A 16,823-nucleotide genomic window follows, 5' to 3' on the forward strand; every position below is an offset into this window, starting at 1 on the left:
GTCCAATGAGTCAGCAAGCCGTCAAATTTGCCTACTGGGTGCCCAACGTCAGCGGAGGGCTGGTGGTCAGCAAGATCGAACAGCGCACCCATTGGGGCATCGACTACAACCGCAAGCTGGCGCAACTGGCCGAAGAAGCCGGCTTTGAATACGCCCTCACGCAGATTCGTTTCACTGCCGGTTACGGCGCCGAATACCAGCATGAGTCCGTCGCGTTCAGCCATGCGTTGCTGGCGGCCACCACCAAACTCAAGGTGATTGCGGCGATCCTGCCTGGGCCATGGCAACCGGCCCTGGCGGCCAAGCAATTGGCAACCATCGACCAACTCACCAATGGCCGCGTTGCGGTGAATATCGTCAGCGGCTGGTTCAAGGGCGAGTTCCAGGCCATCGGCGAACACTGGCTGGAGCACGACGAGCGTTATCGGCGCTCCGAGGAATTCATCCGCGCCCTGAAAGGCATCTGGACCCAGGACAATTTCACCTTCAAGGGCGACTTCTACCGGTTCAACAACTACAGCCTCAAACCGAAACCTCTGGGCGAACCGCACCCGGAAATCTTCCAGGGCGGCAGTTCGAGGGCGGCGCGGGACATGGCGGCGCGGGTGTCGGATTGGTACTTCACCAATGGCAACACCCCGGAAGGCATCAAGGCCCAGGTCGATGATATTCGTGCCAAGGCGGCAGCCAACAATCACTCGGTGAAAGTCGGCGTCAACGCGTTTGTGATCGCCCGTGACACCGAGGAAGAAGCTCGCGCCGTGCTCGCGCAAATCATCGAGCAGGCCGACCCGGAAGCCGTGAATGCGTTTGGCGACGCCGCAAAACAGGCAGGCAAGGCTTCACCGGAAGGCGAGGGCAACTGGGCCAAGTCCACCTTTGAGGACCTGGTGCAATACAACGACGGCTTCAAGACCAACCTGATCGGCACCCCGCAACAGATCGCCGAGCGCATCGTCGCCTTGAAGGCCGTGGGCGTGGACCTGGTACTGGCCGGCTTCCTGCACTTCCAGGAAGAAGTCGAGTACTTCGGCCAGCGCGTGCTGCCGCTGGTGCGCGAACTGGAAGCCAAGGCCGGGATCAGGCAAGTCGCCTGAAGACCACCACCGCCGCGCGCAATTTGCTGTTGCCGAAGCGGCACATTCGCTCGAACTCCCCGTGGCTGACCGGCAAATGCTGGCAGTCCATGGGGTGGCGATGCTGGCTGTGGTCGACGTCCGGGTCGTGCAGGTACACAAAGTCTTCGTCGCAGTCGGTGACGATCACCCAGTGGGGCGACTTGGAGCGGGTCAGTCGGTAGCTGCTGATCAGCACCAGCGGCTGCCCGCCGTCGCGCAGCACCTGGGGCAAATCCAGCGGGCCGCCGAGCACTTGCTCAACATCACTCAATGCCAACTCTTCCTCGAAAGCCTCATGCACCAGGCGCATGACGTCTTTTTATGCTGGTCGCGAACACCATCGAGAAATAACGGCCCGCGCACATTCACCTGCATGCGCACCCGAAAGCCCCGGCGCCAGGCGGCCAGTGCCAGGCCTTGTGGGCTGCAACCGCCATGGCCGGCCGTCATGAATACGGTGGTTGCCTCGCGCCAGATCTGCAGTTCTTCGCGGCGCTGGGCCACACGCGCAGGTTCCAGGGCGCCCATGGCCATCAGCAGGCTCGCGGCGCCACAGGTGAAGTCGGTGGTCTGCTGGTAATAGGGCACGCTCAAGGCCCGCGCGTCCTGGTGCTGGAGGATGCGTTTTTCCAGGCGCAGGGCAGGGGCGTGGTCTTCGTAATAGTCGTTGATCAAGGCAAAGCGCCGGTAGCCATTGCGCTCGTACAGGGCAATGGCGCCGGGGTTGTCGGTGCGCACTTCCAGGCGCAGGTAGGCGCAGTCATGTTCCACGGCGCAGGCTTCGATGCGCGTCAGCAATTGCTTGCCCAATCCCAGGCCGCGGGAGGACTCGGCGATGGCGATGGAATACAGGCGCGCCAGGGAGGTCCCCCGGTGGAACAGCACCAGGGCGTAGCCGAGCAAATCGCCGCCGTTTTCTGCCACCAACAGGTGCCCGTGGGCGCGGCTGACCATCCACTGGAAGCTGCGGGTGGAGAGCCGGTCCGTGGTGAAACAGTGCTGTTCCAATGCCACCAATGCAGGCACGTCATCGGGAGTTGCAACGCGAAAGGAAAGAGCCATGTGACCGCCGTAAAAGTTGCGTAACGAAACGGGACTTCTCTAAAAGATCGTGCTTAATAGAAAAGGTCTAGTTCTCTAAAGCGGATCAATCAATATGTCAGCGGTACAAGGTCATTGGCGTGAAGTATCCGAGCAAACAGTGGCGGCGACAATAACTTCCAGCGGTTATTTTTCCAGCCCTCCCAAGAGTGCAAGTCAAGTCGTGATCATTGTCGAACGCAAGGAAGACTGGGCGTCGTACTTCCCCAGCGAAGACATCGTCACCGCCCAGGAATACCTTGAGCAAACCCGGGAAAACGAGACGGGCAAGCGGGTGCAGGTGATCAACCTGTGCCGCAGCTACAAGTACCTGGGCCACGGCTACTACTGCTCGCTGCTGGCCGAGGCGCGGGGGCACAAGGTGATTCCGTCGGTGCGCACCATCAGCGAACTGACCAGGAAATCCCTCTACGGCCTGGCCCTGGATGACCTGGATAAAACCCTCGATAAAGCCTTGAGTCATCATCTCTACAGCAACACCGAAGGCTTTACCCTGACACTTTATTTTGGCCGAACCAATATTGAACCCTTGCAGGATTTGGCCCGCCAGTTGTTTGAAGCGTTTCCCTGTCCGATCCTGTTAGTTGAGTTCCGCAAGAATAACGGCTGGCACATCGAAGGCATCAAGTCGGGCGTATTGCACAAGTTACGCGATGACCAGGAAGATCAATTTGCAAATGCGCTGGATAACTTCAGCCGCAAGATCTGGCGTCAACCGCGCTCCCGACGGTTGGCCCGCTATGACCTGGCAATCCTGCACGATCCGCAGGAACAATTGCCGCCGTCCAACGCCCGTGCCCTGGAAAATTTCGTACGGGTCGGCAAGGGGCTGGGCATCGATGTGGAACTGATCGAGCGCAAGGACTACGCCCGCCTGGCCGAATACGACGCCTTGCTGATCCGCGAGACCACCAGCGTTGACAACCACACCTACCGCTTCGCCAAAAAGGCCGAGAGCGAAGGGCTGGTGGTGATGGACGACCCGGCGTCGATCCTGCGCTGCACCAACAAGGTCTACCTCACCGACCTGCTGAAAAGCCACCAACTGGGCATGCCCGCCACGGAAATTCTCTACAAGGAGCGACCCGAAGATTTCGAACGGGTGGGCGAGCGCCTCGGCTTCCCGCTGGTGCTGAAGATCCCCGACGGGTGTTTCTCCCGCGGGGTGATCAAGGTCGAAAGCCAGCAAGCGCTGCTGACGGCCACCGCCGAACTGTTTGAGCATTCTGTGTTGCTGCTGGCCCAGGAATTTTTCTACACCGAGTACGACTGGCGCATCGGCGTTCTCAACCGCAAACCGATCTTTGCCTGCCAGTACTTCATGTCCAAGGGCCATTGGCAGATCTACAACCACAAGGCCATCGGCCAGGACATCAACGGCGAATGCCGCACCCTGGCGGTCCACGAGGCGCCCAAGGCCGTGGTGGAACTGGCGGTCAAAACCGCCAACCTGATCGGCGACGGCCTGTACGGCGTGGACCTCAAGCAATCCGGCGACAAAGTGGTGGTGATCGAGGTCAACGACAACCCCAACATGGACGCCGGCATCGAAGACGCCTACCTGCAAGACGATTTGTATTCCCTGGTACTGGAGGAGTTCGTGCGACGCCTGGAGCTGAAGCGTCAAGGCCAGGTGTGGTGACGCGCGATGATGCAGCGCTTTGAATTAGCCGATGGCAAGTTGTACAACAGCCTGGGGGACGACGCGAATGTACTGCTGTTCAGCAATCCGGACCCCCACGAGCGCAAGTACCTGCGCGATTGCTACAAGCTCGATGAACATGCCCTGGCCTCGGCGCTGGACCCGGACGAAGTGTCCCGCATCGAGTTCCACCCCGATAACCTGTTCCTGATCTGGAAGCGCCCGGAGAACTACTCCGGCGGCGGCAACCTGGTGTTTGAAGTGTCGTCCTGCGGCTTGCTGTTTTCCGGGGACCAGTTGCTGGTGATCGCCACCGACGACAGCCAGCTTTCCGGGCTGGGGGCACGCCGGCCATTGCGCACGCCGCTGGATGTGTTGCTGGACCTGCTGCTCAACAACATCCACCACTACCTGGGCCACCTCAAGGTGATCAAGATGGTCGCCCGGGAATTGCAGCAGCAGTTCAACGCGTCGATGAGCAACCGCCACCTGATGCAGATGTTCAACCTCAGCGAAAGCCTGATCTATTACATCAACGCCCTGCACAGCAACGGCGCGGTACTGACGCGCCTGCGCAACCATGGGGAGAAGGAACATTTCAGCGCTGAAACACTGGGCCTGATCGATGACCTGATCATCGAGAACAACCAGTGCTACAAGCAGGCGGAGATCTACTCCAACGTGTTCTCCGGGCTGATCGATGCCCGGGGCAACCTGATGAACAACAGCATGAACAACCTGTTGCGCAAGCTGACGTTGATCAACGTGGTGTTCCTGCCGTTGAACCTGATCGCCAGCGTGGGCGGGATGTCGGAGTTCAGCATGATGACGGCGGGCACGCCGTGGTGGATTTCGTATCCGTTGTTTATGGCGGCGATGGGCTTGGGGGCGGGGTTGATGGTGTTGGGGTTGAAGCGGATTGCGGGGAATGGCGACAAGGCGGTGTGACTCTATTCGGGAAGTTTTTGTGGTGAGGGGGCTTGTTGTGGCGAGGGAGCTTGCTGTGGCAAAGGAGCTTGCTGTGGCGAGGGAGCTTGCTCCCGCTGGGCTGCGCAGCCGCCCCCAAAAGAACAGGAGCGCTGCGCACTCCAGCGGGAGCAAGCTCCCTCGCCACAGCAAGCTCCCTCGCCACAGGTCATTCGCCGGCGCTGTGTTGCAACGTCAACACCTCAAACCCGTCCCGCGTCACCGCCACGGTATGCTCCCACTGCGCCGACAAGCTGTTATCCCGCGTCACTACCGTCCAGCCATCTTTCAAGCTGCGCACCTTGGCGCTGCCCTGGTTGAGCATCGGCTCAATGGTAAACACCATGCCTTCGCGCAGTTCCATCCCGGTACCGGGGCGGCCGAAGTGCAGGATCTGCGGGTCTTCGTGCATCTCGCGGCCAATGCCGTGCCCGCAATATTCACGCACCACGCTGTAACCGTTGCTCTGGGCATGGCTCTGGATGGCGTAGCCGATATCCCCCAGGCGTGCGCCGGGCTTGACCTGGCGGATGCCGGCCCACATGGCTTCAAAGGTCATTTTCACCAGGCGCCGGGCCTTGGGCGCGACGTTGCCAATCATGTACATCTTGCTGGAGTCGGCGATATAGCCGCCTTTCTCCAGGGTGATGTCGATGTTGACGATATCGCCATCCTTGAGCACGTCCTTGGCGCTCGGCATGCCGTGGCACACCACCTCGTTGATCGAGGTGTTGATGCAGAAGGGGTAGTCGTACTGGCCCAGACTCGCGGGCCGCGACTGCAGGTCGTTACGAATGAAGGCTTCCACGGCGCTGTCGATCTCAAGCGTCGACTGGCCGGCGGCGACATAGCCATCGAGCCGGGTGAATACCTTGGCCAACAGGCGGCCGGCTTCGCGCATGAGCACGAGTTGGTCGGCGGTCTTGATCATTGGCTGCGCCCCCGGATGAGGTCTGGCTTGTCCAGCAGCAGTTTGTTGATCAGGTCGTTATAGGCCAGGTGCGGATTGAGTTCCGCGAGCAGGCCGATCTTGATCCAGAACTCGGCCTGGGCGTTGATGGAACGGTCCATGGTGGCGCTGGCCAGGCGGAGTTGTTCGTGCAATTGGTCGGTGATCTTGACGATGCCCATGAGCTTCACTGTGCAGGGTTGATATACAAAGCGTATACGTTTCGTATGCTCCGAGTAAAGCCTGGCGTTTCGCCATTGACTTGCCCGGTGGCCCCGGTTAATTTTGATTCATGACATTTCAAACCTTTCGTTGCCAGCCAAGCATTATTACCGCCATTCCTCATTTGGCGGGATAGCGCACGGCTGTACCCAAACCCGCCCTAGAGGCGGGTTTTGTTTTTCCGTCTCCAGGGCCCTGTAAACACCCAGGAGACATCCATGAGTACCCGTCCGGCGCGCCACACCCACGATTCGGGGCTGCTTGAGCACTACGTGAAAAAGATCCTTGCTGCCCCGGTCTACGACCTGGCGGTGCGCACGCCGTTGCAGGCGGCGCCAGCGCTATCGGCGCTGCTGGGCAATCAGATCCTGCTCAAGCGTGAGGACCTGCAACCGACCTTTTCCTTCAAGATTCGCGGCGCCTACAACAAGCTGGTGCAGCTCAGCGCCGAGCAGAAAGCCCGGGGCGTGGTCACCGCCTCGGCAGGCAATCATGCCCAGGGCGTGGCGCTGGCCGCTCGGGAACTGGGGATCAAGGCGACCATCGTCATGCCGTGCAGCACCCCGGAGCTGAAAGTACTGGGTGTGCGTTCCCGAGGCGGCGAGGCGGTGTTGCACGGGGAAAGTTTTCCCTTTGCGCTGGCCCATGCGTTGCAGTTGGCTGAGGCCACGGGCAGCACCTTTGTCTCGCCATTTGACGACTCGGAGGTGATTGCCGGGCAGGGCACCGTGGCCATGGAAATATTGCGCCAGCAGCAGGGCGCGCTGGACGCGATCTTTGTGCCGGTGGGCGGTGGCGGGCTGATCGCGGGCATCGCCGCCTACGTCAAATACCTGCGCCCGGAAGTGCGCATCATCGGTGTCGAGCCCGAAGGCTCCAGTTGCCTGCTGGCGGCCTTGCGTGCCGGCGAGCGTGTGGTGTTGCCGAGTGTCGACAGCTTTGCCGATGGCACCGCCGTCGCCCAGATCGGCGCCTACGGTTTTGAAATCTGTCGGCACCACGTTGATGAGGTGATCACCGTCAGCAATGACGAACTGTGCAGCGCCATCAAGCTGATCTACGACGATACTCGCTCGATCACCGAGCCTTCCGGCGCGCTGGCCGTGGCCGGCATCTGCAAGCAAGTCGCGAAGACCGGTATCCAGGGCCAAACATGGGTGGCGATCAATTCGGGAGCCAATATCAACTTCGATAGTTTGCGACATGTTGCAGAACGAGTGGCGGCGCAGGCGGGTTAAACGTTTAACCTAACGAATGTTTAATTGAGTGCTGGTCACTCGTTTGGATAGCCCTTTAAAAGGCGGGCAAAAGTGCGGTGCAGGCACTTATAAGTCGCAGCCTTTCAATTTGCATGAAGCCCAATGGAGCTTCTTGCAGGATGCATGAAACGGCGGGATGTTTTTTATCCGCAAGCCGTGATTTTACTGGGACGCAACCGGGTGCGCCCGGCGGCATGTTTAATGCTTGATAAGATCTTGTTACAACTCTGAATGAGCAACACATACGGCCACTGACACCTCGAACGGATGGGTCAATGGCGGTCTGCCACGTAACTTATATAAGTAACGCTGTCGCTTATGAGGAAAGGATCCAACGCGTTTCGAACGAGCCTAGTAGGCTGGGTAAGTGAAGCCGCCTTCCAGGGCTGGTAAGGCGCAAAAGGCGATCGTGTCACCGCGGACGCCGGCAGTAGGAATATTGATAACAATCGATTGGCAATCTCATAAAAGGAGAGGTCGGCCATGCTTTCGGATCTGGAACTACGCGGCATTATTGAAGGAAGTTTCCTGCCTAAACGTTGTGAAGTCACCAAGGCCTCAGACGCCTCGTTGACGGTCAAGGTTTATCACGAGATCGACCATGACCGGGTAGACCTGGTGGTCACCGGCATTTGCGCCAACAAACTCGACAGCAGTCGGGCGATCTGCAACTTGATTACCGAGTTGCGCGAAGACCTCAAGCACACCCATACCCCGGCACTCAAGAGAGCCGGAGCGCGTCCCTTCTATTAAATAAACGCACGGCCGAGTTTCAGTCAGTGAAGACTTGCGGGCCTGGATAAACGCCAGGCCCACTATTCGCTGCCTCTGGATCAGTTCTGGAAGTCACAGGCTTCCGACATTTTGCGATAGCTCACGTCCTGGACTTTCCCGGCACTGTCCAGGTACTTGATATCAGCGTTGATCACTTTGCAGACATTGGTATCGGTTTCGTGCATGGCAAGTACCTTCTTCACATCCATCTTCTCGCCGTAGTGATAGGGCGTGATGACAGGGGCTGTATCAGCCTGCGCCATCCCCGTTACAGCTGTCAGGGCAAAGGCGCCACCGAGCATTAACGTACGCAGTTTCATGGTGTTTCTCCGCAAGTCGTTCGCGGGCCTATCAACGTGATAAGCCGCGGCCGCCCTGGGCAACGGCCGGAGCCGTGCGAGTGCGGTCGATTCAACTCTCGTCCCGGCGGATTAACCATGGATTAATTGAGGCTTTACTGACAAAAGCTTCATCTTGCCTATCAATTGGGCAGTAGGGCAGGCGATGTATATGAGTCTGCTGCGACGGGAAATAAGTCGGCCTTAAGCAGCACATCGTCAAAAACATGCGTATCAAATGTAAAAGCGGTGGACTCAAAGGGAACAAGCCCGAGTGGGGCCTCAGTATCAAGGTGCTCGCCATGTACCGCAGATGTCGCCAGCGCCATGCCCCACACTAACCAGACCATTGCATTTTTCACGGAAGACTCCTATCGGGTTATGACGCGTCAACGGCTGCTTGCGTCCCATCCAGCGCGATTTCGGCTACGCATTTGCTGCTCGCGACATTGCCGTGATCGCTCGAAGTCAACCAATTACGCCTTTTTTTCTCGTCGCACAACCTGTCAACTTTGACAGTTGTTGGCCCTGGAATCTATGCCATAACTTAGGTGCCCCGGCGCTTGAAAAGTGTCATTCGCCGGCCATGAAATTCGGCCCCAGGGAAAGAACAGCCATGAACAAGTTGATCAAAAGTACGCTTGCCCTCTCTATGGTGGGCGCTATCGCCCATACGGGGCTGGTCAGCGCGGCCACATTTGTCGGGGAAGGAACGGCCGCCGGGGCGCAATGTGTTTCCCAGGGTGTCAATAATTCGGGCGTTGTGGTGGGCACCTGCACACCGGGCAATTCTTCCGGGCCATCGGTGGCGTGGGTCGCGATCACTGCCGGCACTGAAGTCCCGTTGCAGCCGCTGGTAAGCGGCCAAGGCTGTACTGCCTTGGCTATCGACAATAATGGACAAATAGCCGGGACCTGCAAAATGGCGGACAACCGGTCCACCGCTGTAATTTGGAACAGCTCAACACCAAGTGCTGCACCTGCCGCATTGCAAGCGGTCTCGGTACTCGGCACAGGATTGCTGCCCGAAGTCCGCACTGCCATCACCGCCTTCAACCAGAGCGATGTGTTAGGGGGGGCGAGTTTAAGTGGTACTAATGTTGCGACAGCAGTCCTGTGGTTCTCGGGGAGCACGGCGCCGCTTCAAGTATCCGCGCTGCATGACAACTGCATTGTCGCCGACGTTAACAACACACCTATAAATGGAGTGCCTAGCGTTGCTCTCAACTGCCCGAATCCTGGGTCCAGTAACGCCGTCGCCAAAGTCGTGCAAAAAACCGGACTGCTCGGCACGCTGGTTACTACGACGTTGCCCATACCGGCCGGCAGCACGGGTTGCAGCGTAAGTAGCGTCAATGATGTTGTGCAGTTTGTCGGCACCTGTCACTTCTCGGCTCCGGATGTGCCCCATGCCGTTTACTGGGCAAGCCCAAGCGCCACTCCGGTTCAACTGAGCAGTATCAGCGGCGTGCCGGGTACACCTCGAATCGCCGGGCGTCGGTTGAACAATAACGGGAATGCCGTTGTGTCTTACCAAGACAGTAATGGCCACGGCCAATTGGCTTTTTGGACCCCCTCGACGGGTATCACCCAATTGATCCCGGTGCTTGCGGGCGGTACGCACATAGGCTTTGTGGGCTTGAGTGATAACAACACGGTCGCACTCACCAGCGAAAACGCCGGTGAGCATGCTCAGGCCGCTACCTGGACTTCTACGACTGGCACCGTGGCTATTCCACAATTCAGCGGCGGTCAGGAAAGCCGGCTGACGGCGATATCGTCGAATGGCACCTACGCGGCGGGAGGTGCTGAGGATAGCGTTGGTACTGACGACGCTGTCGTTGCAACGCTGCCATAGACACTAAGCTTTCCTGTTAACCAGATAAGTCTGATACAGGCGGGTTAATCCCTCTTGCTACCGTCGCCACCGGGTCCATCAATCGGATGGCGTTGGTATCAGGTGGAGTTGGGTTTGCAAAAGAAAATCGCAGCAGAGTTTTTGGGGACGTTCTGGCTGACGTTCGGTGGCTGTGGCAGCGCGATACTTGCCGCGGCGTTTCCGGAGTTGGGTATTGGTTTTGCCGGTGTTGCCCTGGCCTTTGGCCTTACGGTGCTGACCATGGCATACGCGGTGGGCGGCATTTCGGGCGCGCACTTCAACCCGGCGGTGACCATCGGCCTGTGGGTCGGCCGCCGCGTGCCGGGCGTCGATGTGGTGCCGTACATCATTGCCCAGGTCGCGGGGGCAATTGTCGCTGCCGCCGTGTTGGCGCTGATTGCCAGCGGTCGGCCAGGCTTTGAAATGGGCGCTTTCGCCGCCAACGGTTATGGCGAGTTGAGCCCGGGGCAATACAGCTTGCTGGCTGCGCTGGTGGTTGAGGCGGTGGCGACGTTCTTTTTTGTGTTCATCATCATGCGCGTCACCGGTCCCGGTTCGGCTGCGGGGTTTGCGCCGATTGCGATTGGCCTGACCCTGACCCTGATCCACCTGGTGGCCATTCCCGTGACCAACACCTCGGTCAACCCGGCACGCAGCACCGGGCCGGCGCTATTTGCGGGAGGGGAATACCTGATGCAACTGTGGGCGTTCTGGCTGGCACCGATGGTCGGTGCGGTGGTGGGAGCTGTGGTGGCGAGGGCGGTGACCTGTCCAAAGGAAGCGTAAGTCGACGAGAGGGGGGGGCACGTGGATGTTGCTTGCCGACTCCCTCCGTTTCGGGCCAGGGACGGCAAGCCAAGCGGGATCTTCAGGGCAGTGAGAATTGAAGGAGCGCGCCTCCGAGGGTTTCGGTCCCGTTGGTTCCCTGCAAAAACAAAGCGCTCTCGCTGTTGTCTCCGGTACTGAGAGCGCCCCACTCGACAACAATAATATTGCTGTTGGTACTGATACCATCCAGACGAAAAGCCCCGAATGTATTTTGAGCGTCGCCTAGATTGAGCGGTTGCGCCAAAACGCCCCCACAAGCAAACAGTGTAGCTATAACCGTTATTGCAAAGACCGTTCTACTACCCGGCCTGGAATCTGTTGGTTGAGTGCGCCGACTGTTGGGTTGCATGGCGGATAACATATTCGCTCCTCCTTTCTCATGCCTGAGTTATGGCACAAAAAAAGAAATGACAACTGTCAGAGTTGACAGGTTGTGGCGGCAGCAAAAAGAGAGTAGCCGGCCTGTAAGAGCCATCCCTACCAACTGACCCGCACCCCGGCATTGCCGCTGACGCCTTCAAACGCATTGCTGTCCAGTTGGGTGTTGTAGTCCGCCGCCAGGTACACGCTGACGGTGGACGACAACTTGGCGACAACCCCTACGCCCAGGTCGGCAGTTGATGACTTGTGATCGGTTTTAATCCGGTCGACATCGTCGTAGGTCACGGTGTCGCTGCCGCCAAAGGTGCGCCAGGCGTTGACTCGCACATACGGTTCTATGGGAGTGTTCTGCACCAGGTAACGCCCCTTCAGGCGTGCACCCAGGCGGCCGGTCCAGTAGTCCTGGGAATCGAACGAGACCTTGGAGATGCCGTCGTGCTGGCTGTCCATATCTATGTGTTGATTGATCACCTGCACCTGCGGTTCCACCACCCAGTGATCGGACACGGCAATGGGATAACCGGCCTCGGCCGACAACGCCAGTGCATGGCCCTTGTTGTCGATCTTCACGTCACGCTCGGATTTGCTGTCACCGTCAAAGCGCGTGCCCATGGCGACCAGGTCCACGTACCAGCCTTTGGGGTCTGTCAGGGTCCAGTAGGCACCGAAGTTGTCGCCATCCAGCTTCACTCGCCCGGAGCGGGTGTCCTCAAACCCCATCGCAAAACCTTTGATGTCACCTTGCAGGCGGCTTTGCCCGATGAACAGGCCGAAGCGTTGAGTCTGGCCGCCGCTGGTCTCGGAGGCGTAGAGGTCATGGCCCACCTGATAGCCTTTGATGGAGCCGTCGAAACTCGGCGACACGGTGCCGGTCCAGCTTTTGTTGAAGTCACTGCCATAGGCGCGGCCCCAGCCTGCCGGCACGGCTCCGGTCTCGCCGAGCAGGCTCTGTTCGCCCTGGCGGTCATGGAAGGTGCCCAGTGCTTGCAGCGTCATTAATTGCGCGGCCGGGACGACGACCGAGTACACCGGCACTTCGAGGCGATACAGCGGGATCGCCTCGGCACCGGCGATGGCGGTTGGCAACACCGGATTGCTCGCCGCCGACTCGGGCGAGTTGGCCGCCGCGACCTGGCTGGGCGGTGGAGCAGGGGGCTCGACCGGCGCAACAGGCTGTGACGTCGGCGGTTCCACGGGGGTTCATCCGGGGCAACCACCGGCGGCACGGGCGGGACGGGGGCACCGGCACCACCACCGGAGGCGTTGGCGGTACCGGCGGAACCGCCGGTGGTTGCACGGCGACGACTGACGAGCGCAGGTACCAGTTGTTTTCCGTGCCTGCGGTGACGCCGCCCTTGAACAGCAGGTATTCGTAGGCCCCGGCCGACACCGAGCCTTTCAGGGCGAAGGCGTCGGTGCTGCTGGTGGCGCCGTTGAGGGCCTGCACCACCTCGATCCCGTTGTTTTGCGTGAGGCCGCCCAGGCCGCCCAGGTTGCTCACGGTCATTTGCGTATGGCCGCTGATGGTCCCGTCGGACACCACCAGCTTGTCGCTGGCGGAGCTGTCGTCACCGAGCACCGACTGCAGCCACAGCTGGCCATTGTTGCCGACGTAATTGCCATACACCGTCAACGTATCCGTGGCGCTGTTGCTGCGGCTGGTCATGTCGAGGGTGCCAGCGTTATTGAGGGTCGCCAGCGCGCCTGCGGTGTAGGGGCGGATACTGCCTTGGGTCACGCCCAGCGTGCTGCTGCCGTCGATGTTGAAGGTGCCGGTATTGCTGGCGCTGTCACCAAGGAAAAAGTCCCCGGCGAGGTCAAACCGCGAGTTGTTGTTGAGGTTCACCGTCTCCCAACCGATATAACGCGCGGCGGTGCTGGAGGTGGTGTTGTCGAAGGTCAACTGGTCGTTGCCCAGGCCGCCGTCAATCGAAGGCGTGGCGCCGAGCAGGGTTTCGTTGAGGCCACTGAGCAGGGCGGTGTCGTTGCCATCGCCCATCAGTACGGCCGATTTGATCTGGCCGCCATTGACCCAATTGAAGGTGTCATTGCCGACACTGGCGCGGATCTCGCCATTGATCACGCCGCCACTCACGCTAATGCTGTCATCACCGCCGCTGGTGCTGATATTGCCGCCAATGGAGCCGCCGGAAACGATGATGGTATCGGTGCCGAAACCGGTCACCAGGTTGCCGAGGATCGCCCCGCCGGACATGTCATAAATGTTGTTGTCCAGCTTCATGTCGACGCGGCCGATGGTGCCACCGGTCTGTTGCGCGACGTCGCCGTCTTCAAACGCGCCGACGATGGTGCCGCCACTCATGAAAAAGGTGTCGCGGCCGTCGCCCTGGGCAAGGGACTGGATCTGCCCGCCACTCATCACGAAGTCGTCGATGCCGGCGCCTTGCTGGACCGCGCCGGTAATCAGCCCCGAGCGGATTTGCACCGCGTCCCGGCCTGCGCCAAAGGTGACGCCGCCATTGATGGTGCCGGAGCCGCCTGCCGGCAGAATCAGGGTGTTGTTGCCCAGCAGGTCGGTGAGGCCGGCGCTGCTGCCGCTGTCGCAGGTATAGGTGTCGTTGCCCGGGCCCGGGGTGAGCACGCAAGCCGCGTGGGCTTGTTGGGGCGTGATGTAATGCAGTGAGAGGATGCCGACAGTCAAAACGGCGCGATTGCGAAAGGTCCGTCTATTGCCCATGGATCTGTCCTGCTTTTGTTATAAAAACTGCACGTGCCTTTCGGTCTAGTACAGTTTTTGACACAGTGCAGATTTTTTGGACCGGTGGCAGCAGGGCTGAAAGCCACGTAATACGTGGCTTTCATGATGGCACATTGGTTTTTGTGGGACGCTTTTCAGTCCAGCTGATGACGGTAGGGCAAGTCCGGGCCGGTCTTGCTGCAGGTCAGCGCGGCCGCGCGGATGGCGAAGGTGAGCATGCCGCTGATCTGCTCGCGGGACAGCTGTTGCAGGCCCTCGACGGAGTCCAGTTGGTGTTCCGTGAGCCAGGCAATCAAGGCAGCCTGGAAAGTGTCCCCGGCCCCTACGGTATCGGCCATCACCACCTTGACGGCGGGCGCGGACCAACTGCCATGCTGACGGCTGAACACGGTTGCGCCGTCGCCGCCACGGGTCAGGAACACCAACTGGCAACGGTGCTGCAACCAGCCTTGCAGAATGCTTTCCGGTGCCTGGCCAGGGTAGAGCAGGTGCAGGTCTTCATCGCTGACCTTGATCAGGTCGGCGTGCTTGACCAACTCGGCCACCCGCTCGCGCCACAGCTCAATGTTCGGCTGCGGGTTAAGGCGCACGTTGGGGTCGAGGCTGATCAGGCGCTTGCCACTTTCCCGGCGGACCAGGGCCAGCAAGGTGTCGCCAATCGGCTGCACCACCAGTGAGAACGATCCGATGTGCACGCCACGCACCTCGTCGCCCAAAACCGGCAGGTGTTCAAGTTGCAGCTGGCGGTCGGCGCAATCCTCACCGCGAAAGCTGTACTGGGGTGAGCCATTGGCCCCCACGGCGACCATTGCCAGGGTGGTGGGCGCGGCGAACTCCAGCAGGAAATCCTCGCGCACGCCTTCGTCCTTGAGCACCTGCAACAAGCGCCGGCCCAGGTAGTCGTCGGAGATCCCGGCGAAAAAGCCCGCATCGATTCCCAGGCGACGCAAACCGACGGCAACGTTGAACGGCGAGCCGCCAGCGATTGCCTTGTAGTTGACCCTCGACGCCTTGCCGCTGGCATCGTCCTCGCTGAAAAAATCAAACAGCGCTTCGCCACATACCAAATACATATTCGTTCGCTCTTAAAGGGATGCCACGTGCTGTTGGTAACGCTCATAAGCTTGCTGGTAGGCGCTGACACTGCCGGCATCCGGCAGCGTACGGCTGGCCGCGTCGACGCTGACGCAGCGCTCGCACAGCTGCGCCAGGCTCTCACCCGACTGGCACCACGCCGCCTGGATCGCCGCGCCCAGGGCAGCGGCTTCGCTCTGTTCGGTGCAGATGACTTCGGTGTTCATGATATCGGCAACCATCTGGCGCCACACCGGGCTTTTCGAGCCGCCGCCGATCAGCCGGATGCTCTGGCTTTGCAGGCCGGTCTGGCGCAGCAGGTCCAGGCCGTAGCGCAGGCCGAAGGTGGTGCCTTCGACCACCGCGCGGCACAGGTTGGCGCGGGTCAGGTTGGTCATGGTCAGACCGTGCAGGCTGCCGGTGGCGTGGGGCAGGGCGGGCACCCGTTCGCCGTTGAGGAACGGCAGCATGCTCACGCCGTCGGCGCCAATCGGGGCCTCGGCCACCAGGGTGTTGAAAGCCGCCAGGTCGAGGTCGAACAGTTCGCGGATGACCCCGGTGGCATTGGTCAGGTTCATGGTGCAGATCAACGGCAGCCAGCCGCCGCTGGACGAGCAGAACGTTGCCACCGACGCCTGGGGGCTGACGTTGGCCTGATCGGCAAAGGCATACACGGTGCCGGATGAACCCAGGCTCATGGTGATCACGCCGGGGGCGATATTGCCGGTGCCGATGGCGCCCATCATGTTGTCGCCGCCGCCACTGGACACCTGCGCATTCGGGTTGATGCCCAGGCGCTCGGCGATGGCTGGCAGGATGATGCCCACTGTCTGGTTGGCCTCGATCAACTCGGGCAGCGCGGCTTCGAGGCGCCCTTCGGGGTCGATGTGGCGCAACAGCGCCAGGTCCCATTCCCGGGTGCGCACGTTGAAATAACCGGTGCCCGAGGCATCGCCGTACTCGGCGCAGGCGCGGCCGGTGAGCCAGTAGTTGAGGTAATCGTGGGGCAGCAGGACATGGGCGATGCGCGCGAAAATTTCCGGGTGCTGTTCGCGGGTCCACAACAGCTTGGACACGGTATAGCCGGGTGCGATGGCCACGCCGAGGCGCTCCAGGGAGCCGCTTTCTCCGCCCAGATGCTGCAGCAGGCGATCGTTTTCCGGCGTGGTTTCGGTGTCGCACCACAGCTTGGCCGGGCGCAATACCTGGCCCTGGTCATCCAGCAGCACCAGGCCATGTTGCTGGCCGGAGACGCCGATGGCGAGGATGTCCTGGCCGTCCACACCGGCCTGTTGCAAGGCGCGGTGAGTGGCTTCGGTGAACGCGTCCAGCCATTCCTGGGTGTGCTGTTCGCGGCGCCCGTTGGCGCCGCTGATCAGGGTGTGGCTGGCAGCGCCCAGGCCCAGGACTTTGCCGCTGGTAGCGTCGAGGACGATCGCCTTGGTGCCCTGGGTGCCGCAGTCGATGCCGAGGTAGAGGTTTTGCTGGGTCATGATCGTCGCTCAGCAGTGTTGTTTTTGGAGTGAGAATGCGATCAACGTGGGAGCTGGCTTGCCTGCGATGGCGGTCCTTC

Annotated in this window: 12 protein-coding genes and 3 pseudogenes; 7 read left to right on the forward strand and 8 right to left on the reverse strand. The window is 60.4% G+C overall.

The window, feature by feature from the left end:
* Positions 1-5: 5 nt before the first annotated feature.
* Positions 6-1,097 (forward strand): dimethylsulfone monooxygenase SfnG, encoded by a 1,092-nt coding sequence (gene sfnG, locus JFV30_RS11610; protein WP_010169645.1) that lies wholly within the window; start codon positions 6-8, stop codon positions 1,095-1,097.
* Here the strand turns inward: sfnG and JFV30_RS11615 are convergent.
* Positions 1,081-2,180, reverse strand: a pseudogene (locus tag JFV30_RS11615) (peptidase C39 family protein). The gene sfnG and the pseudogene JFV30_RS11615 sit on opposite strands and share 17 nt — an antisense overlap.
* Before the next feature lie 94 nt (positions 2,181-2,274).
* Here JFV30_RS11615 and JFV30_RS11620 point away from each other — a divergent pair.
* Positions 2,275-3,861, forward strand: coding sequence for a RimK family protein (locus JFV30_RS11620; RefSeq protein ID WP_010169643.1), 1,587 nt, complete (start codon positions 2,275-2,277; stop codon positions 3,859-3,861).
* Between the two features lie 6 nt (positions 3,862-3,867).
* On the forward strand, positions 3,868-4,809 hold the full coding sequence (locus JFV30_RS11625) for a magnesium transporter CorA family protein (protein WP_010169642.1): 942 nt from the start codon (positions 3,868-3,870) through the stop codon (positions 4,807-4,809).
* A 187-nt stretch (positions 4,810-4,996) separates the two neighbouring features.
* Here the strand turns inward: JFV30_RS11625 and map are convergent, their stop codons facing one another.
* Positions 4,997-5,758 (reverse strand): type I methionyl aminopeptidase, encoded by a 762-nt coding sequence (gene map, locus JFV30_RS11630; protein WP_201123800.1) that lies wholly within the window; start codon positions 5,756-5,758, stop codon positions 4,997-4,999.
* Positions 5,755-5,958, reverse strand: a complete 204-nt coding sequence (locus JFV30_RS11635) for a ParD-like family protein (protein WP_010169638.1) — start codon at positions 5,956-5,958, stop codon at positions 5,755-5,757. Before JFV30_RS11635 ends, map begins: the two co-directional genes overlap by 4 nt.
* Positions 5,959-6,216: 258 nt before the next feature.
* Here JFV30_RS11635 and ilvA point away from each other — a divergent pair.
* Positions 6,217-7,215, forward strand: a pseudogene (gene ilvA / locus JFV30_RS11640) (threonine ammonia-lyase, biosynthetic); the annotation flags it as partial.
* Positions 7,216-7,740: 525 nt separating this feature from the next.
* Positions 7,741-8,010, forward strand: a complete 270-nt coding sequence (locus JFV30_RS11645) for a DUF1652 domain-containing protein (RefSeq protein ID WP_010169634.1) — start codon at positions 7,741-7,743, stop codon at positions 8,008-8,010.
* Positions 8,011-8,090: 80 nt separating this feature from the next.
* Here JFV30_RS11645 and JFV30_RS11650 read toward each other — a convergent pair whose 3' ends face one another.
* The gene (locus JFV30_RS11650; protein ID WP_201123804.1) at positions 8,091-8,351 is read right to left on the reverse strand and encodes a DUF2790 domain-containing protein; all 261 of its coding nucleotides are present in this window, start codon (positions 8,349-8,351) and stop codon (positions 8,091-8,093) included.
* A 161-nt stretch (positions 8,352-8,512) separates the two neighbouring features.
* Positions 8,513-8,731, reverse strand: a complete 219-nt coding sequence (locus JFV30_RS11655) for a hypothetical protein (RefSeq protein ID WP_201123806.1) — start codon at positions 8,729-8,731, stop codon at positions 8,513-8,515.
* A gap of 254 nt (positions 8,732-8,985) precedes the next feature.
* Between JFV30_RS11655 and JFV30_RS11660 the strand changes: the two genes are divergently transcribed.
* Positions 8,986-10,227, forward strand: a complete 1,242-nt coding sequence (locus tag JFV30_RS11660; RefSeq protein ID WP_201123808.1) for a hypothetical protein — start codon at positions 8,986-8,988, stop codon at positions 10,225-10,227.
* A 114-nt stretch (positions 10,228-10,341) separates the two neighbouring features.
* The gene (aqpZ, locus tag JFV30_RS11665) at positions 10,342-11,034 is read left to right on the forward strand and encodes an aquaporin Z (protein WP_201123811.1); all 693 of its coding nucleotides are present in this window, start codon (positions 10,342-10,344) and stop codon (positions 11,032-11,034) included.
* A gap of 519 nt (positions 11,035-11,553) precedes the next feature.
* Here aqpZ and JFV30_RS11670 read toward each other — a convergent pair.
* The 3 genes and pseudogenes from JFV30_RS11670 to xylB all read right to left on the reverse strand — a co-directional run bounded on the left by JFV30_RS11670 (position 11,554) and on the right by xylB (position 16,743).
* Positions 11,554-14,155, reverse strand: a pseudogene (locus JFV30_RS11670) (autotransporter family protein).
* 155 nt (positions 14,156-14,310) lie between these two features.
* On the reverse strand, positions 14,311-15,249 hold the full coding sequence (locus JFV30_RS11675; RefSeq protein WP_169388273.1) for a carbohydrate kinase family protein: 939 nt from the start codon (positions 15,247-15,249) through the stop codon (positions 14,311-14,313).
* Positions 15,250-15,261: 12 nt separating this feature from the next.
* Positions 15,262-16,743: a xylulokinase gene (gene xylB / locus JFV30_RS11680; protein ID WP_201123813.1), complete on the reverse strand. Its 1,482-nt coding sequence runs from the start codon at positions 16,741-16,743 to the stop codon at positions 15,262-15,264.
* Positions 16,744-16,823: the final 80 nt, after the last annotated feature.

Source organism: Pseudomonas sp. TH32 (genome assembly GCF_016650855.1).
Classification (GTDB): Bacteria; Pseudomonadota; Gammaproteobacteria; order Pseudomonadales; family Pseudomonadaceae; genus Aquipseudomonas.

Coding starts and splice junctions, on each gene's coding strand:
- sfnG (WP_010169645.1), top strand. CDS start 6: ATGAGTCAGCAAGCCGTCAAATTTGCCTACTGGGTGCCCAACGTCAGC.
- JFV30_RS11620 (WP_010169643.1), top strand. CDS start 2,275: ATGTCAGCGGTACAAGGTCATTGGCGTGAAGTATCCGAGCAAACAGTG.
- JFV30_RS11625 (WP_010169642.1), top strand. CDS start 3,868: ATGATGCAGCGCTTTGAATTAGCCGATGGCAAGTTGTACAACAGCCTG.
- map (WP_201123800.1), bottom strand. CDS start 5,758: ATGATCAAGACCGCCGACCAACTCGTGCTCATGCGCGAAGCCGGCCGC.
- JFV30_RS11635 (WP_010169638.1), bottom strand. CDS start 5,958: ATGGGCATCGTCAAGATCACCGACCAATTGCACGAACAACTCCGCCTG.
- JFV30_RS11645 (WP_010169634.1), top strand. CDS start 7,741: ATGCTTTCGGATCTGGAACTACGCGGCATTATTGAAGGAAGTTTCCTG.
- JFV30_RS11650 (WP_201123804.1), bottom strand. CDS start 8,351: ATGAAACTGCGTACGTTAATGCTCGGTGGCGCCTTTGCCCTGACAGCT.
- JFV30_RS11660 (WP_201123808.1), top strand. CDS start 8,986: ATGAACAAGTTGATCAAAAGTACGCTTGCCCTCTCTATGGTGGGCGCT.
- JFV30_RS11675 (WP_169388273.1), bottom strand. CDS start 15,249: ATGTATTTGGTATGTGGCGAAGCGCTGTTTGATTTTTTCAGCGAGGAC.
- xylB (WP_201123813.1), bottom strand. CDS start 16,743: ATGACCCAGCAAAACCTCTACCTCGGCATCGACTGCGGCACCCAGGGC.